Origin of the sequence: Acinetobacter sp. NEB149 (genome assembly GCF_012516415.1) — a bacterium.
In the GTDB taxonomy this organism is placed as follows: domain Bacteria; phylum Pseudomonadota; class Gammaproteobacteria; order Pseudomonadales; family Moraxellaceae; genus Acinetobacter; species Acinetobacter lwoffii_V.
In genome coordinates, this window is record NZ_CP051208.1 from 797,984 (window position 1) to 814,733 (window position 16,750).

General features: G+C 44.4%; 13 protein-coding genes and 3 pseudogenes. 9 read left to right on the plus strand and 7 right to left on the minus strand.

The window, feature by feature from the left end; genetic code table 11:
* Positions 1 to 481: 481 nt before the first annotated feature.
* The 6 genes and pseudogenes from HGD77_RS03715 to HGD77_RS03740 all read left to right on the plus strand — a co-directional run bounded on the left by HGD77_RS03715 (position 482) and on the right by HGD77_RS03740 (position 9,938).
* Positions 482 to 2,238 (plus strand): annotated as a pseudogene (locus HGD77_RS03715) (ABC transporter substrate-binding protein).
* A 21-nt stretch (positions 2,239 to 2,259) separates the two neighbouring features.
* Positions 2,260 to 4,061, plus strand: a pseudogene (locus HGD77_RS03720) (ABC transporter substrate-binding protein).
* 20 nt (positions 4,062 to 4,081) lie between these two features.
* Positions 4,082 to 6,087: pseudogene (locus tag HGD77_RS03725) on the plus strand (M3 family metallopeptidase).
* Positions 6,088 to 6,099: 12 nt separating this feature from the next.
* Positions 6,100 to 7,038 (plus strand): ABC transporter permease, encoded by a 939-nt coding sequence (locus tag HGD77_RS03730; protein WP_004279216.1) that lies wholly within the window; start codon positions 6,100 to 6,102, stop codon positions 7,036 to 7,038.
* Between the two features lie 7 nt (positions 7,039 to 7,045).
* Positions 7,046 to 8,197: an ABC transporter permease gene (locus tag HGD77_RS03735; protein ID WP_168730715.1), complete on the plus strand. Its 1,152-nt coding sequence runs from the start codon at positions 7,046 to 7,048 to the stop codon at positions 8,195 to 8,197.
* A 10-nt stretch (positions 8,198 to 8,207) separates the two neighbouring features.
* Entirely contained in the window at positions 8,208 to 9,938 is a 1,731-nt protein-coding gene (locus tag HGD77_RS03740) for an ABC transporter ATP-binding protein (protein WP_168730716.1), read from the plus strand.
* Between the two features lie 69 nt (positions 9,939 to 10,007).
* Here HGD77_RS03740 and HGD77_RS03745 read toward each other — a convergent pair whose 3' ends face one another.
* The 4 genes from HGD77_RS03745 to HGD77_RS03760 form a co-directional block, all read right to left on the minus strand.
* On the minus strand, positions 10,008 to 10,367 hold the full coding sequence (locus tag HGD77_RS03745) for a hypothetical protein (RefSeq protein ID WP_168730717.1): 360 nt from the start codon (positions 10,365 to 10,367) through the stop codon (positions 10,008 to 10,010).
* 204 nt (positions 10,368 to 10,571) lie between these two features.
* Positions 10,572 to 11,624 carry a 23S rRNA pseudouridine(2605) synthase RluB gene (gene rluB, locus HGD77_RS03750; RefSeq protein ID WP_005107723.1) on the minus strand — a complete coding sequence of 351 codons (1,053 nt, stop codon included), beginning with the start codon at positions 11,622 to 11,624 and terminating at the stop codon, positions 10,572 to 10,574.
* A 41-nt stretch (positions 11,625 to 11,665) separates the two neighbouring features.
* On the minus strand, positions 11,666 to 12,256 hold the full coding sequence (scpB, locus tag HGD77_RS03755; protein ID WP_005251096.1) for an SMC-Scp complex subunit ScpB: 591 nt from the start codon (positions 12,254 to 12,256) through the stop codon (positions 11,666 to 11,668).
* The gene (locus HGD77_RS03760; RefSeq protein WP_216077187.1) at positions 12,253 to 13,047 is read right to left on the minus strand and encodes a segregation and condensation protein A; all 795 of its coding nucleotides are present in this window, start codon (positions 13,045 to 13,047) and stop codon (positions 12,253 to 12,255) included. Before HGD77_RS03760 ends, scpB begins: the two co-directional genes overlap by 4 nt.
* A 505-nt stretch (positions 13,048 to 13,552) precedes the next feature.
* Here HGD77_RS03760 and HGD77_RS03765 point away from each other — a divergent pair.
* Complete coding sequence (locus HGD77_RS03765; RefSeq protein WP_071851463.1) at positions 13,553 to 14,032, plus strand: hypothetical protein; 480 nt, start codon at positions 13,553 to 13,555, stop codon at positions 14,030 to 14,032.
* Positions 14,033 to 14,113: 81 nt separating this feature from the next.
* Here the strand turns inward: HGD77_RS03765 and HGD77_RS03770 are convergent, their stop codons facing one another.
* The 3 genes from HGD77_RS03770 to HGD77_RS03780 form a co-directional block, all read right to left on the minus strand.
* A complete protein-coding gene (locus HGD77_RS03770) occupies positions 14,114 to 14,398 on the minus strand; it encodes a hypothetical protein (RefSeq protein WP_138742766.1) in 285 nt (94 codons plus the stop codon).
* Positions 14,399 to 14,443: 45 nt separating this feature from the next.
* The gene (locus tag HGD77_RS03775) at positions 14,444 to 15,061 is read right to left on the minus strand and encodes an L-threonylcarbamoyladenylate synthase (protein ID WP_004646095.1); all 618 of its coding nucleotides are present in this window, start codon (positions 15,059 to 15,061) and stop codon (positions 14,444 to 14,446) included.
* A gap of 87 nt (positions 15,062 to 15,148) precedes the next feature.
* On the minus strand, positions 15,149 to 15,811 hold the full coding sequence (locus tag HGD77_RS03780) for an elongation factor P hydroxylase (protein ID WP_138742780.1): 663 nt from the start codon (positions 15,809 to 15,811) through the stop codon (positions 15,149 to 15,151).
* A 97-nt stretch (positions 15,812 to 15,908) separates the two neighbouring features.
* Between HGD77_RS03780 and HGD77_RS03785 the strand changes: the two genes are divergently transcribed.
* Both HGD77_RS03785 and rpmF read left to right on the plus strand, forming a co-directional pair.
* Positions 15,909 to 16,466 (plus strand): YceD family protein, encoded by a 558-nt coding sequence (locus HGD77_RS03785; RefSeq protein ID WP_004279226.1) that lies wholly within the window; start codon positions 15,909 to 15,911, stop codon positions 16,464 to 16,466.
* A 77-nt stretch (positions 16,467 to 16,543) separates the two neighbouring features.
* Positions 16,544 to 16,726, plus strand: coding sequence for a 50S ribosomal protein L32 (gene rpmF, locus HGD77_RS03790; RefSeq protein ID WP_004279227.1), 183 nt, complete (start codon positions 16,544 to 16,546; stop codon positions 16,724 to 16,726).
* The last annotated feature ends 24 nt before the right edge of the window (positions 16,727 to 16,750 follow it).

The window sequence follows — 16,750 nt, forward strand, 5'->3', positions numbered from 1 at the left end:
ATGGAATCTAAAATTGAAAGGGAAATTGAATAAAGTTTAATCATGGTGCATGATTTTTACATAAAATATACAATAATTTAATAAGATAATAATTATATATTTCATTTGTTTATGTATGTATTTTCTTAGGTTGAAGTAGTGGGAGGATGCAATAATATGAAACAGGTCTGGTTTATTTTTGTGCAGACTAGGCTTGGAGCTAGATTTTAAGAATAAATATTAAATTAATGATTCATGGAAAATATTATGTTATTGATAATGTTTTAAATGATTAATAAAAATAAGCTTTTTTGAGTTAATAACAGGAAAAAATCGTTATTTTTCGAGGATGGCATGAAATTCGCTTTGTTCATTTTATTCCATCTGTCCAGCTTTGACCCATCCATTGAAGCAAATATGGGATGATGTGTTAAAGACTTCCTATAGCAATAAAACTTCAAGATCAAGAATAGGTACAAATTTGAAATCAGCACTTTTCAGCATGACAATTTTGGCCTTGGCCATGACTACGGGGCAAGCCTCCTGGGCAAAATCATCTGCACATCCGGATAAAGTTTTAAACCTGGCTTTTGAAGCACCTGATGATGGTTTTGATATGGTCAAAACCTATAATTTTTATAGTGGTAGCGTTGCTGAAGCCATTTTTGAACCCTTGTTGCGTTATGACTATCTGGCGCGGCCTGCAATCCTGGCTCCAAATACAGCCGAATCTTTACCCAAGGTTGAGCAGGATGGCAAAGTTTATACCTTTAAAATCAAGCCAGGAATTTATTTTAGTCCTGATCCTGTATTTCAGGGCAAGAAGCGTGAACTGGTGGCGCGTGATTATATCTACTCCATGCAAAGGATCATGGATCCCAAAAATCATTCTCCTTCTTTTTCTTTTATTGATGGAAAAATCCTTGGGGCAGATCAGGTCATCCAGCAGGCTAAAAAAACTGGCAAGTTCAACTACGATGCACCTATTCCCGGTTTAAAAGCACTAGATAAATATACCTTACAAATTACCCTGACCCGTTCCGATCTGAATTTTCCATATATTCTGGCCTATGTGGCTTTTAGTGGTACCGCACGGGAAGCGATCGAACATTATGGTCATCGGGCAGGTCAGCATCCGGTTGGAACAGGAGCGTATCAGTTACACAAATATGTTCCGCGTAGCCGTATTGAACTGACTGCCAACCCGAATTATCGCGGTTTTGTCTGGAACTTTAAGGGCGATGGTTCCGAGTGGGATCAACGTATTGTCAAAGCCATGCAAGGCAAGCAGATGCCGCAAATTGGCAAGGTCAAAATCAGTATTATTGAAGAGGAACAGTCTCGCTGGCTGGCTTTAAAGTCTGGACAACTGGACTATGACAAACTCACTGCGAGCGGCGCCGAACAGGCACTGGAAAATAAGCAGCTGAAAAGTGAATACAAGAAAAAAGGCATCCTGCACTATCCGAATAAAGAACCGGAAATTACCTACACTATCATGAATATGCGTGATCCGGTGATTGGTGGGAATTCACTGGAAAAAATTGCCTTACGTCGTGCTCTCGCCTTGTCCTATAACCAGAAAGAAGCTATCCAGCAGTTGTACAAAGGTCATGCCGATAAAGCTGAAATGATTTTGCCAGAGGGAGTAGGTGGACATGACCCGACGTATAAAAGCAGTATTGCTTATAACCCATTACTGGCCAATAAACTGCTTGACCGCTTTGGTTATAAGAAAGGCGCTAATGGTTACCGTAGCTTGCCTGATGGCAAGCCTCTGATACTAAAAATGAATTCAACCAGCTCAAGCTCTTCGGTGATTTCTGCAGAATTATGGAAAAAAATCTGGATGCGATCGGGGTGCGAATTGAGTTCAAGGTCAGTAATTTTGCTGACAATTTAAAAGAAGCCACCCAATGCAAGCATATGATGTGGGGTGGAGCCTGGATTGCGGACTATCCGGAAGGGGAAAACTTTGCCCAGTTACTGTATGGGCCAAATGCGCAGCAAGGCAACCTGAGTTGCTATACCTCCAAAACTTATGATGCACTGTACCAGACCGCGATGAAACTGCCGCCGCAGCAGCGGGCGCCATATTATGAGCAGATGAACCGTCAGATGGAGGCCGATAATCCATGGATTCTGCACAATACCCGTATACGCAACTGGTTGATTCATCCGCATGTGCAGGGCTTTAAAGCCCATCCGGTGACCAGAGCAGTTTGGCAATATATGGATATTGAACCTGTTAAAAAATAACTTGAGAAGATTAAGAACCATATGAATGTGAATACAAATGCTTTAAAAAAACTGGCTCGTGGGGTGTTAGTGGCTGGTTTGATGATGGCAGGGGTTGCGTCCACATGGGCTGCCAATCCTGCCAACCCGAATAAAGTTTTAAAAACAGTATTTCCGGCGGCTGAAACCGGTTTTGATCCGGGTTATATCCATGACCGTTATTCAGCCAAGATTAATGCGGCGATTTTTGAGACCTTATTTACCTATGACTATCTGGCCTCGCCGGCAAAATTAGTGCCATTAACTGCAGTCAGTCTGCCTCAAGTCAGTGCGGATGGCCTGACTTATACCATCAAAATCAAAAAGGGCATTTACTTTGCCGATGATCCTGTTTTCGGCGGTAAAAAACGTGAACTGACTTCGTATGACTATGCCTATAGCTTGAAACGTCTACTGGACCCAAAGCTGCATTCACCGAACAGCTGGTTGCTGGATGGCCGAATTAAGGGGCTGGACGCATGGATGGCCCTAACCAAAAAAATGGCAAAGCCTATGAAAATCCGTTTGAAGGTATTCAGACCCCAGACCGCTATACCTTGATATTAAAGCTGAATAATCCGGATCAGAACTTTCCGATGTTGCTGGCACATGGGCCTGCCGCTGCAGTAGCTCGTGAAGTGATTGAAAAATATAAAGACAAAGCGGGTTGGGTCATGAATAGGCCAGTGGGAACTGGTCCTTATGTGCTCAGTCGCTGGACACCAGGCTCACGGATTATCTTAAAACCAAATCCAGCTTATCGTGGTTTTGTCTGGGACTTTAAAGCCAGTGGTGCAGAAGATCAGGCTATTGTAAAAGCCATGCAGGGCAAAAAAATGCCTCAAATCGGCACTATTGATGTGCGTGTTATTGAAGAAGCGCAATCCCGGATGCTGGCATTTAAGAAAAATGAACTGGACCTGCTCGAAATTGAGGGCGATATCGTCGTACAGGCCCTCGATGGTGACAAATTAAAGCCTGAGCTGGCTCAGCAGGGAGTGAAGCTGTCACGTATTTTAGAGCCCTCCATTAGCTACCATTACTGGAATATGCAAAACCCGGTCGTGGGTGGTTTCGCGCCAGAAAAAATTGCCTTACGTCGTGCCATGGCGATGGCATTTTCTGTAGAAAACATGATCAATGTATTACTTAAGGGGGATGGAGCAAAACTGCACATGCCTATCCCCCCAGGAGTAGCAGGCTATTCACCGTCCTATAAAAGCAGTATTTCCTATTCAGTCAAAGCAGCCAACATGTTGCTCGACCGCTATAACTACAAGATCGGTGCAGATGGCTGGCGGAAAACGCCTGAAGGTAAACCTCTGGTGATTGAGCTGATTACTGGGAATACCAGTCGGGGCCAGCAGCAGGGTGAGTTCTGGAAAAAGACCCTGGACAGTATTCATATTCGATTGACCAGTAAGGCCATGCCATTTGCTGAAGGCATCAAGCTGGAAAAGCAATGTAAAACCATGTTCAAGAGTTCTGCATGGATTGCCGATTATCCGGATGCCGACAATTTTATGCAGCTGTTCTATGGCAAGAATGTCAATGTCACCAACAATGCCTGTTTCAAGCATCCTGAATTTGACCGTCTTTACGAGCAAACCCAGAGCATGCCGCCAGGTCCGGAGCGTGATCTGCTCTATCGCAAAATGACCAGGATTCTCGAAGTCAACATGCCAACCCTGATGCTCTATAGCACCTACCGTAACGCCTTGACCCAACCCCAAATTATTGGACATAAGTCTCATCCGATTCTGTCTTCAGAATGGATGTATATCGATATTAATACGAAAAAGTAAGAAAAAATCTGGAGATGAATATGAAATCAAAGTCTTTAAAATTAAGTACCTTATGTTTAATGATAATGGGGGGATATCAAGGTGTAGCGGCAGATACCCAAGTACAGCTGTTGCAATTGTTCAAGGCTGCAGAAATTCCGTCTTTATGTGATGCCAGTCTGGCTTCCATGCAAAAAGATATCCAGATATTTGAAAATAAAAAATTAAAGATAAAGCCAAGGCAGGACCTTATCTAGCTGAATGGGATGAGTTGCATGCCAAAGCCCGGGATTTCGGTGCAGCAGTAGGGCTGTACAGTAATGTCGATCCGGATCCTGCATTGCGTCAGGCAGCCGATGACTGTGAACTTAAAATCAGCAAATACCAAACCACCCTGTATCAGAATCCTAAACTGTATGGACAGTTCAAAAAACTGAAAGCCAGTGATCCGATTGATCAGAAATTTTTAGAAGATATTCTGGAGCAGTTTGAGAACACCGGGGTGCAACTCAGTGCAGAAAAACAGAAACGACTGAAAGAAATTATTGAAGAAAGTACCAAACTGGGACAGGACTTTTCCAAAAATGTGCGGGATAACCCTGAAAAAGTTGAATTTACTCCAGCTGAAATGAAAGGCCTGCCAGAAAGTTACATCGCAAATTTAAAGAAAAATGAAAAGGGCAATTATCTGCTCGGCTTTGATTATCCGGAATACCAGCCTTTTATGGAGCTGGCAGAAAGTGATGAAGCACGCAAACGTTACCAGACCGCTTACACGCGTCGCGGGACCGAACAAAACTTGCAATTCATGAAAAAAGCCATTGATCTGCGTTATGAAATGGCACAACTTTTTGATAAGGAAAGCTATGCTCATTCTGCGCTTGAATTCCGTATGGCCAAAACTCCTGAAGCAGTGAACGGTTTTCTGGATGAGGTTTATGCCAAAGTTGCACCTCTAGAAAAGCAGGATGTAGAACAATTACGCCAGTTCAAGGCTGAAACTTTAAAAGTTCCATTAGAGAAAGCAGAAATTACACGCTGGAATCAGGGTTACTGGAGTGAAAAACTGCGTCAGGCCAAATACAAGGTAGACCAGGAAAAATTGCGGGATTATTTCCCGACAGAAGCATCGCAAAAATGGTTATTCGCTATTTCTTCGGAACTCTATGGTATTGAGTTCAAGCCGGTGAAAGTCAAGGCCTGGCATGATGAAGTGGAATATTATGCGGTACATGACAAAGCTACGGGCGAATTCCTGGGCGGATTATATGTTGATAAATACCCGCGTGAAGGCAAATATGGGCATGCAGCTGTCTGGGGAGCTTATGGCGGCAGTACCCTGAATCAGCGTCGTCCGGTATCGGTACTGGTGACCAATTTTAACCGTAAGGGCTTGAACAGCAATGAACTGGAAACCTTTGTGCATGAAATGGGTCATGCCTTGCACGGGATTCTTTCGAAGACCCGCTATACAGAACAATCTGGTACTTCGGTAGAGCGTGACTTTGTTGAAGCGCCGTCACAGATGTACGAAGAGTGGGCACGTCGTCTGGAAACCTTGTCAAAAGTAGCAGATTACTGTGAGCCAGCATGTCCTCGGGTGGATGCTGCCATGACCGAGCGCTTAAAGAATGTGAAGAATTACGGCCGAGGCCTGCATTATGCCCGTCAGGCTTTATATGCCCAATATGATATGGCCTTGCATGGTAAAGATGCAAAAAACATTGAGCCTTTAAAACTCTGGCAGGATATGGAAGGCAAGACCGCCTTGGGTTATGTCAGCGGTCAGCAGTTCCCGGGACAGTTCGGGCATCTGATGGGCGGCTATCAGGCAGGTTACTACAGCTATATGTGGTCTGAAGTCATTGCCCTGGATATGCTTTCATCCTTTGGTGATCAGCTGATGGACAAGAAAGTCGGTGCGCATTATCGTAATACGGTCCTGGCTCAAGGTGGTCAAAAGCATGGCGAGCAAATGGTGAAAGACTTCTTGGGTCGTGATCCGGACAGCAAAGCTTTCTTTAATGAAATCTCTGGAAAAAATTAAGGAAGGCAAGCGATGCTGGCATATATTATTCGACGGCTTTGGCAAATGATCCCGACCATGCTCGGGGTGATTTTGCTGATATTCCTGCTGTTTAACTGGGTAGGTGGAGACCCTGCCTATATTCTGGCCGGTAAAATGGCCAATGCGGAACAGATTGAAAACATCCGTCAGCAACTGGGTGTGGATCAACCGTATTACGTACAACTGTGGATCTTTATCAAGCAGATTTTAACCTTTGATTATGGGGTGAGCTGGAGTACCGGGGAATCGGTGGCACAGATTATCACCACCCGTTTGGGGCCCTCACTGACCATTCTGATTCCACTGACCATTCTGCAAACTATTATTTCTATCATTCTGGCTTTGGGTGTGGCTTCGGTTCGTGGTTCTTTGACTGATCGCATGATCATGATGCTGTGTACGATCGGTATGTCGATCAGTATTCTGGTATACATCATCGTGTTCCAGTATTTCCTGGCCTATGAACTGAGCTGGTTCCCGGTACAGGGCTGGAGCGATAATTTCGCTGATAATCTTTTCAAATATGCCTTGTTACCTGTGCTGATTATGTTGGTGGTCAGTATTGCACCAACACTACGCCTGTATCGTAGTTTTGTACTGGATGAAGTCAATCAGGACTATGTACGTACTGCGCGTGCCAAAGGCCTGGGTGAAAACCGTATCATGGGCGTGCATGTCCTGCGCAATGCCTCGATTCCGATTATTACCGATGTCATGGCAGGACTTCCGGCACTGCTGATTGGTGCTTTCCTGATTGAACGTTTTTTTGGTATTCCTGGAATTGGCCGTGAAGTCATTATTGCGGTAGAACGTTCCGATTTTCCTGTGATTAAAGCCATTACAGTCTATGTCGCTGCTGCGACCATGATATTCAACCTGATCGCCGATCTGATCTATAAATGGGTCGATCCGCGTGTACAGTTGAAGTAGGTGAATTATGCTGAGTGCGATATTTAAAAAAGAACAAGCGGCTGAAGCAGCACCTGAATCGGCTTCAACAGGCTTATGGCAACTGGCCATGCGCCGTTTGAAACGTGACCGGATTGCCATGTTTTCCCTGTATGTGGTGCTGTTTTATCTGCTGCTGCTGGTACTGTCAATGAGCGGCCTGATTGCCAAAGACTGGAATAAAGAAGTAGCGGTCAGCTATGCACCGCCGAGTTTTATCAGTGCAGCGCCAGTTCCGGCTGGATCTGATGCAGAACAGGGTACAGAATCTGTGCCTCTACCGGTCAATCCAGTTGATCCTTTAAAAGATGTCATTGCTGAATTGAATGCTGAAATTGCTGCTGAGCAGGGTGCTGGTGCAGGCATCGATTATTATGGAGTGGTCGATCCGCTGGCAGAAGACATGAAGGCCATTAATCAGGAACTCGGCGGCCAGCTGATGGATGAAAGTGGGGAACTCAAGCAAAGTCTGGTCTTCGGTGCCGATAAATGGGGTCAGGATGTTTTACAGAAAACCATCAAGGGGGCTGAAACCTCGATTCTGGTTGGACTGATTGCAGCCTTTGTCGCTGTACTGATTGGGACTGCACTGGGTGCAATAGCAGGTTACTTTGGTGGCTGGGTCGATGATGTCCTCAACTGGTTTTATAATATCTTTACCTCGATTCCCTACCTGTTGCTGGTTCTGGCAATTGCTGCGGTATTGCAACAGAAAGGTATTCTATCGATCATCCTGATTTTAGGCTTGACTGGCTGGACCGGAGTTTTCCGTTTGGTTCGTGCCGAATACATGAAACATACGGCACGTGAATATGTGCAGGCTGCCAAGGCAATTGGCGTGAGTAATATGCGTCGTATGTTTGTCCATATTTTTCCCAATGTCAGCCATATTGCCCTGGTACAGATGTCTATTCTGGTGGTGGCATTTATCAAGTCTGAAGTCATTTTGAGCTTCCTTGGTTTCGGTGTGCCTATCGGGGTAGTGTCATGGGGCAGTATGCTAAATGAAGCGCAAAGCGAGCTGATTTTGGGTAAATGGTGGCAACTGGCGGCAGCCTCAATCGCCATGGCGGTATTGGTGACTGCTTTCTCGATGTTTACCGATGCACTGCGTGATGCATTAGATCCAAAACTGAAATAGGAGCGCAACGATGTCTGAAATCAATCCAAGCACAGTACCTGCGTTACTTCGCGTAGAAAATCTGCGAGTCAGTTTTAAAGGTGAAAATAAAGAATATATTGAGACCGTAAAAGGGGTCTCTTTCGAGATTCCGGCCAATACCACGGTTGCACTGGTAGGCGAATCGGGGAGTGGCAAGTCGGTTACTTCCCTCGCTACTATGGGCCTGCTTCCGGCAGAAAGCGCACGTATTTCAGAAGATAGCCAGATCATCTTTGAAGGGAAAAACCTGCTCAAGCTTAAAACCCGAGAAATGCGCCAGATGTGTGGCAAAGACATTGCCATGATTTTTCAGGAGCCAATGTCTTCGCTAAATCCGGTATTTACGATAGGCATGCAGATTGCAGAAATCCTGCAATTACACTTGGGCATGAATAAAAAACAGGCGCGACAACGGACCCTGGAGCTGCTCAAAGAAGTGGGGATCCCTACGCCAGAAACTAAAATTGATGCCTATCCGGGGCAGCTTTCCGGTGGACAGCAGCAACGGGTCATGATTGCCATGGCCATTGCCTGTGAACCTAAACTATTGATTGCAGATGAACCGACCACAGCTCTGGATGTGACTATTCAAAAGCAGATTCTGGACTTGCTGGAATCGCTGCGTCAGCGTCGCCAGATGTCGATGCTGTTTATTACCCATGATCTGGCATTGGTTGGTGAAATTGCCGATCAGGTGATTGTGATGCGCCATGGGGAAATCCGTGAACAGGGTCCGGTTCGGGAGGTGCTGGACCGGCCTCAGGACATGTATACCAAAGCCTTGTTACACTGCCGTCCACAATTGTCGCAACGTCCGTTACGTTTACCGATGATCAGCGATTTTATGAAACAGGATGGCTCAACCTGGCTGGAAGATATCCGTCTGAATACTCAGCTTCCGCAACGTTCACGTGGACTAAAGGGCGGAGAGGAAATTATTCTGGATGTACGGGATCTGAAAAAATCTTTTTATAGTCGTAAAGGACTGTTTGGCAAAGATGAATTTCAGGCAGTAAAAGGAGTCTCTTTCCAACTGGCCAAAGGAAAAACCTTGGGGTTGGTCGGGGAATCCGGTTCGGGTAAAACCACCATCGGTTTGTTGCTGATGCGTCTGCAACAGTCTACGGGCGGCAAGGCACTGTTTCAGGGCCGGGACATTTTGGACATGTCGGAACAGGAATTTACCCAGTATCAACGTAAAATCCAGATCATTTTCCAGAATCCCTATGCTTCGCTGAATCCACGTTTTACTGTTGGACAAATCCTGATGGAACCGATGCAGATTCACAAGATTGGTCAGGATGATACAGAGCGCAAACAAATGGCCTTGGACCTGCTTGAGCGGGTCAGCTTGCCTGCACAGGCTTTTTATCGTTATCCGCATGAGTTTTCAGGTGGTCAGCGTCAGCGAATTGCGATTGCACGTTGTCTGACTTTAAAACCTGAGATTTTAATCTGTGATGAATCGGTCTCGGCGCTGGATGTATCAGTACAGGCGCAGGTGCTTAATTTACTGCAAGATTTACAGGATGAATTTGGTCTGAGCTATATCTTTATTTCGCATGATTTGTCGGTAGTAAAATATATTTCTGATCAGATCATGGTGATGAATCATGGCGAACTGGTTGAAATCGCCAATTCAGATGAGCTGTATCAATCACCACAGCATGAATATACCAAGCGTTTACTCAGCGCCATTCCGAGAGGCGTACAAGCTTAATTATTTTTGTGACAAAAAACGCTCAATTTATTGGGCGTTTCTTATATCTATATTTTGCAATTACACTGATTATAAAATCTGCAAACGCTGCTGAATTTCTTCACGATCTCTTGATTCAAACTGCTCTAAATTAATCGTGAATTCTTGATGCTGATTTTTGAGTCTAATCAAATGAATTGTTGGTTCATGTGGTGGGATTTGAATGTATTGAATCTTTGTATCTAGATTAAGCTGAAAAGTTTGGCTAATTCTAAACTTGCCAATACTCCAATATATGTTGTGATAGTTAATAATCAAGACTTTTCGATGACCAATCCAATGCCATACTAAAACATAACCCATCATTACAAGTGTAAAGATATTGACATAAGCGTCTGTGGTATCGATTGGATGATGAATAAGGGAAATCAACCATTCATTAAACAGCATGAGATCAAAGGACCAATGTTGTTGCGTGGTTTTTAAATAAAAATGAAACTGATAAGTAAGATAACAAATGAGTATATATAAAACCCAAAAGCGTAAGGGCTGGTATTGAACAGACGGTGTTACACGAAATCGATCTTTCATTGTTATTTTTCTATTTTTATAAAAAAAGTCAGGCAATTGCCTGACTTTTAGTTTAATTAGAACTTAAAACTTTTTAAAGCCTTTATTTACGCCGTATGGACGACGGGGGGCATTTTCATCACGCTCTTCACGACGACCAAAGCCCTGATCCGGACGGTTTTCACGACGAACGAACTGAGTGCCGTTCTGGTTTTCAGCTCTGTCACGACGACCATAAGCATTGTCATCACGACGCTCACGGCCAGTGTTGTTTTGTGGTTGCTCATCACTGTCACGACGTTGCTGACGCAAGAAACCGCCACGGCGTGCAGCCATCGGTTTGTCCTGCATACGCTCGTTACGACGTTTGGCCATACCAAACAAGCCTGTACCTTGACGTGGCTTCAATTCCACAGCTTTGGTCAGGTTGTCGATATCGTTTTTATCCAGTTCAATCCAGCGACCGGTACGCAGTTCGCGTGGCAAAATCACAGTACCATAACGGGTACGCAGTAGACGGCTGACTTTCAGGCCTTGTGATTCAAAGATACGACGTACTTCACGGTTACGACCTTCTTTCACCACGACCTGGAACCAACGGTTGATCCCGTCACCACCGAGTTCAGAGAAAGATTCGAATTTTGCCGGACCATCATCCAGCACTACGCCTTTGAGCATGTTGTTGCGAATTTGTGGCGTTACTTCACCCATGACACGAACTGCATATTCACGTTCAATTTCATTCGATGGGTGCATCAAACGATTCGCAAGTTCACCATCATTTGTGAACAATAGCAGACCGGTCGAGTTAATATCCAGACGACCCACCATTACCCAGCGATCGCCCGGAATAGCAGGCAGCTGTTCAAACACAGTCGGACGGTTTTCAGGATCGCTACGTGAGCAGATCTCGCCTTCAGGCTTGTAATAGATAATGACACGACGACGGATTTCGTCTTCAATCTGGAAGGCAACTTTACGACCATCGATGCGAAGCTCATCGCCTGGTTCGATTCGTTCACCCACTTGGGCAATTTGCCCGTTGACACTTACACGACCCGCGGCAATGACTTCTTCCATATAACGGCGAGAACCCAAACCAACGCGTGCAAGCACCTTTTGCAACTTTTCACTCATGACAGCATAACCTTAGAAATAATTATCAACAGTTCACCTATTTATGACTTCGGTGCATTCGCATCGAGGGCCATAAAAGCTTCCTTGGCATCCTGCAGGGGAGGCAATTGGCCCAAACTATTCAGGCCAAACGCATTTAAAAATTGTGGCGTTGTCATTAACAACGCAGGTCTTCCAGGGAGTTCACGAAATCCGGACTCTTTAATCCAGTTCCAGTCAAACAGCGTACGCAGGTTTTGACTGTTATTCGTGACACCACGAATCTGTTCAATATCCGCTCGAGTCACTGGCTGGTGATAGGCAATCACCGCAAGCGTCTCCAGTAATGAAGGCGACAAGCGAGCCGGTCGCTCTGGCCAGGTCTGTGCAATAATATTACGATATTTTGCACGCACTTGAAAACGATAACCTTGTGCTGTTTCAATCAGTTCGATTGAACGACCATGCATCAGCATGGAAAGTTGTTGTAAATACTGGCGTAATTCCTGCTTGCTATAGCGATCCTGAAAAGTTTCTTTCAGACGAGCCAATGAAACCGCAGAGTCGCTGGCAAAAATAATGGCTTCAAGCTGCATCAATACTTCATGCAGATTATCTTCTGCAGATAACAGCGTATTTTGATCGGGTGTCATTGGCTGGCTCCTTGAATCGCGAGCGGGGCTTCAATACCTGTAGCAATAATCTGAATTTTTTGTTGTCGGGTCAGTTCCAGTACCGCCATAAAGGTCACCACCATACCCATACGGCCTTGGCTCGGTTTTAACAACTCTTTGAAACTGAGTACTTCGCCAGTTTCAATACAACTTTCAATATAGGCAATCCGTTCTTCCAACAGTACCGGTTCCTGTTGTACCTGATGAATCACGGGTTCAGGACGGTTAAATATACAAAGCAAGGCATCACGCAATAAATCGCTTGAATAGCCTTCATTCGGCTGCTGGATTTCACCCAGACTGACATTGGCGGTAAAGGTGTCACGTTCCAGAATCGGCATCTGGCCCAGACGTTCTGCTGCCTGTTTAATTCTTAAATAATTTTCTAAACGGTCAATCAGTTCTTGTTTTGGATCCTGTTCAATCGCAGCCAGACTTTTCGGTTTCGGTAACAGCAAACGCGATTTGAGATCTGCCAGTAAGGCCGCCATCACCATATAATCGGCCGTCAGTTCGATATTCAGGGATTTCATTGCGTCCATATAAGACAAATACTGTGCTGCTATCGGCGCGATATCGACTTGTAGCAAGTCAAAACCGTTTTTTTGAATCAGGTAAATTAAAAAGTCGAGTGGGCCTTCAAAATGTTCTAATAAGATTTCAAATGCCGCTGGAGGAATGTACAGATCCTCTGGAATTGTATCCTGCCATTCATCCAGAACCCGAATGTGCGGAGCAGATTCCATAGTGTTATGGATAATTTGAGTCATTACAATTATAGGCCACGCGAATTTTCAAAGGCATGCAAAGGCTTGATTTTCGGTATCTGATCGAAAGAAAAGCACAGGATTAAGCGTTGTCATTGTACTGGAAAAGTAACTTTAAATAAATTAAATAAGCCGTCAAAGCCATAAAAACTTAAAAAAATAATGGAATTTATCTACGATTTAAAAATAGCAACGAGAAAAACGGCAGAACCGGGCGGGAAATGCAGCGGTGATTTTCACTTTAAATTGGCTCTCATAATTAAGCTTATCTGGTAGATGATGCCATTTGATTCACTTAAAAAAACTCGATCAATACAGCGACTCTCATCAATAGAGGAAATAAACTAGCTGGCAGGTATTGAATGATTTTTAAACGGATTTCCCATTAAAAAACATAAAATTAATAAGTATTAATAAAATATTTCCCTATAATTTTTGGTCAAAAATCCCGCTATACTCTCGAAAAATAGTCAAGAATCACAAAAATCAATAAAAAGGTGAAGAAAGCATGCCACTTATTCTGGTTGTTATTGGGATGATCGCATTCGGGGGATTTTGGGCTTATCCCAAATATCAGATTATGCAGCTTGAAGACGAAGCACGCACAGGACTGAAATCAGGGGGATTCTCGGCTTTTGCCGAACAGGCCCGACCTGTCATGCAGGCCATGAAAATGGATTTTAGTGTGCTGGACCAATATCCCAATATCCGTTTTTACATGCGGCATATGGCCTATGAGGGCGACCAGCTGGATGAGCGGATTAAGCTGGATATGCAAGCCATGTCTTGTGAGTCGATCAATTCCTTTAAAGTCATGGAACCCAAAGCGCGTACAGCGATGCTGAATGTACTGGAAGAAGATCAGATTATTTTTCATGTGTATCTGAAAAATAAACTGGGTGAAGAGCTCATGCATCATGAACAGAAGCTATCGCAATGTCCAAATTTCATTGCGGTTCGTCATTATGAACGTAGTTCAGATTCCTAAACTGTTTTTGCCAGCCACTGCATACCTGCCGAATTGAAAAGAATAGAACTGCAACCTCTCACCATATGCTGTTTTAGATTTTCATGGTGAGGAATGACTGTATTCCTTGATCGCAAATTCAATGATACGTTGGCAAGTTTCTGCCAGGCATACATTTTGGTTTGAATAGATCTGCAACAACTGTCTCACTAGAGCCAACGTCAGGAAAAATTGGTATTCAGTATGATCAATATTTATAGTGAGATGGGGAGAAGGATGTGCTTCGACCATGACTGCCTTGGATTGCAGTGTCCAAGGCAGTTCTGCATAGATCAAATCCTGTGCAGAAAATTCATGCTGATTCAGTAGGAGATAAAATAAATCCATTCATTCTGACTCCCTCAATGTTTGTAGGAATTTCTCAAGCGTCATTTATTCAAAGGCGCTGACATCTCCCATACCACGACGAATCACTTCTGGATGATCACCGGATAAATCTACAATAGAAGTTGTGCTCAACGTGCCTAAACCACTATCTACAAAAACATCAATGCGTTTGCCCAGCTGCATTTCAATATCATAAGGATCATCGAGTGGGTCAGTCTGACCCGGTAAAATCAGGGTAGAGGTCAACAGCGGTTCACCGAGTTCTTTCAGTAACATTTGACACACCGGATTATTTGGAATGCGCAGACCAATGGTTTTTTTCTTGGGATGCATCAACCGACGCGGGACTTCGCTGGTCGCAGGTAAAATAAAGGTCGTAATAGCCGGTGTATTATTTTTCAGCAAACGGTACATGGCATTGTCCACCTTGGCATAAGTGGCAATATCGGACAAATCACAGCACAGAATCGCATATTGATGCTTTGGGCCCAGACCACGAATTTGCGCAATCCGCTCCATGGCACTCTTGTTCCCAATCTGGCAACCAATCGCATAGGCCGCATCAGTGGGATAGACCACCACATCACCCGCACGGATACGTTCCACTGCCTGACTGATTAAGCGGGGTTGCGGATTGTCTGGGTGTACGCGTAAATGCAGCATAGAGACTACTCCAAGCTTGGGCTGATGGCTTATTATGTGGCGCTCAGGCAAGATCTGGCAATCATAAAAAAGGTAGATTTGTGTAATTTAATCAAGCATTTCACGTATAAATTCATCAGATTGTAAACTTTTGCCACCTCTGATGCAGATACAGATACATTGGATAAAGTGCGCTGCATCACGTGAAAGCTTGGCTGTACCATTAAAATAAGCCTGAACTTGAGCATAAACATTATCTTTAAAGCTGGCACCATCACCGCCGTCGCCAGTCAGGTTATCCAAAGAAACCCGGAATTTACGGCCAAAAGCCTGGGCAAACATCCATTCAATTGCCTGTGGCTTGATTTCTACCTGTTCAAATAAAGCCTGCTGTTCACGGGTCCGGCCATCCGGGGCATACCAGTAACCCAGATCAGGCAACAGGCGGCGTTTGTCTCCAGCAATGGTCCAGTGGCTGATTTCATGCAAAGCACTATTAAAGAAACCATGGGCAAACTGGATCCGGGCAGGACGGTCTACGCTTGCAGGGAAATATTCTGGTTCAAATTCGCCACGCACTAAAGTGACATTTAAATGGGAAAACCAGTGATTAAAGTGTAAGATGAGCCAGTCCACCTGCTGCGCTTCTGACGATAAATTCGCCCATGGCGAGAGTTGCACTTGTTGTGTTGAACTGTCAGAATCAAGGCTTGGAATTGTGCTAACGAGTGATGAAACATTCACTTCTGTTTGCGGCTGCAACAGATGCATGACTTGAGTTACCCAAATGGTCTGTCGAAATAAGTACAAAATTGTATCTTAATCTTTGACAGAGTACTGATGAATTTGTAGAATTGCCGCCTTAATTATGTCAGCAAATACCTTTCCGGCACAGATTGAGCCGTTTAAATGGGCTGAACAGGGCTTTAAATGGTCAGGTCAACTGCCTTTATCCCGCTTTGTTCGTATCGCTCGTGAAGCTGTTGGATCAATTGATGATCAATTGATTAACATAGACTGTAAGCTATCAATGGATGCCTATCATCGTATTGCATGGCTAGATGGTCACGTTGAAACAAAAGTTCCTATGGAATGCCAGCGTTGTCTGGAAACCGTAGAAATTGAACTGGTTTCTTCGTTCCATTTGGCACTTGTGGATGATGAGTCACTGATAGAGCGCTTGGATGAGGATGCTGATTTCATCGTCCTAGGTGAAAGTGAAGCAACGACCAAAGGTGATTATGATGCACCTGCGACCGCTGATTTGCTCGCGCTGATAGAAGATGAACTGTTATTGTTGATGCCGTTGTCGCCTAAACATGAGTTTTGTGAACATAAGCATCAACCTGCCGTAGAAGAAGTGGCTGAAGAAAAACGGGACAACCCGTTTGAAGTTTTGGCTGCTTTGAAGGGTAAACTTAACTAATTTTTGTGTTATACTCTTGTGTATAAGACAATCGAATTTGTTCTGATCCATTTTTTCGATCTTTGTAAGGAGCCATCATGGCCGTTCAGCAAAACCGTAAAAGTCGCTCTCGCCGTGACATGCGCCGTTCACATGACGCTTTAACCGAGAATGCATTAACTGTAGACCAAGCTACTGGCGAGACTCACCGTCGTCACCACGTATCTAAAGATGGTATCTACCGTGGTCGTCAATTATTCGCTAAAGCATCTGCTGAATAATTGGTGATGTATTAAGCGTCAAGC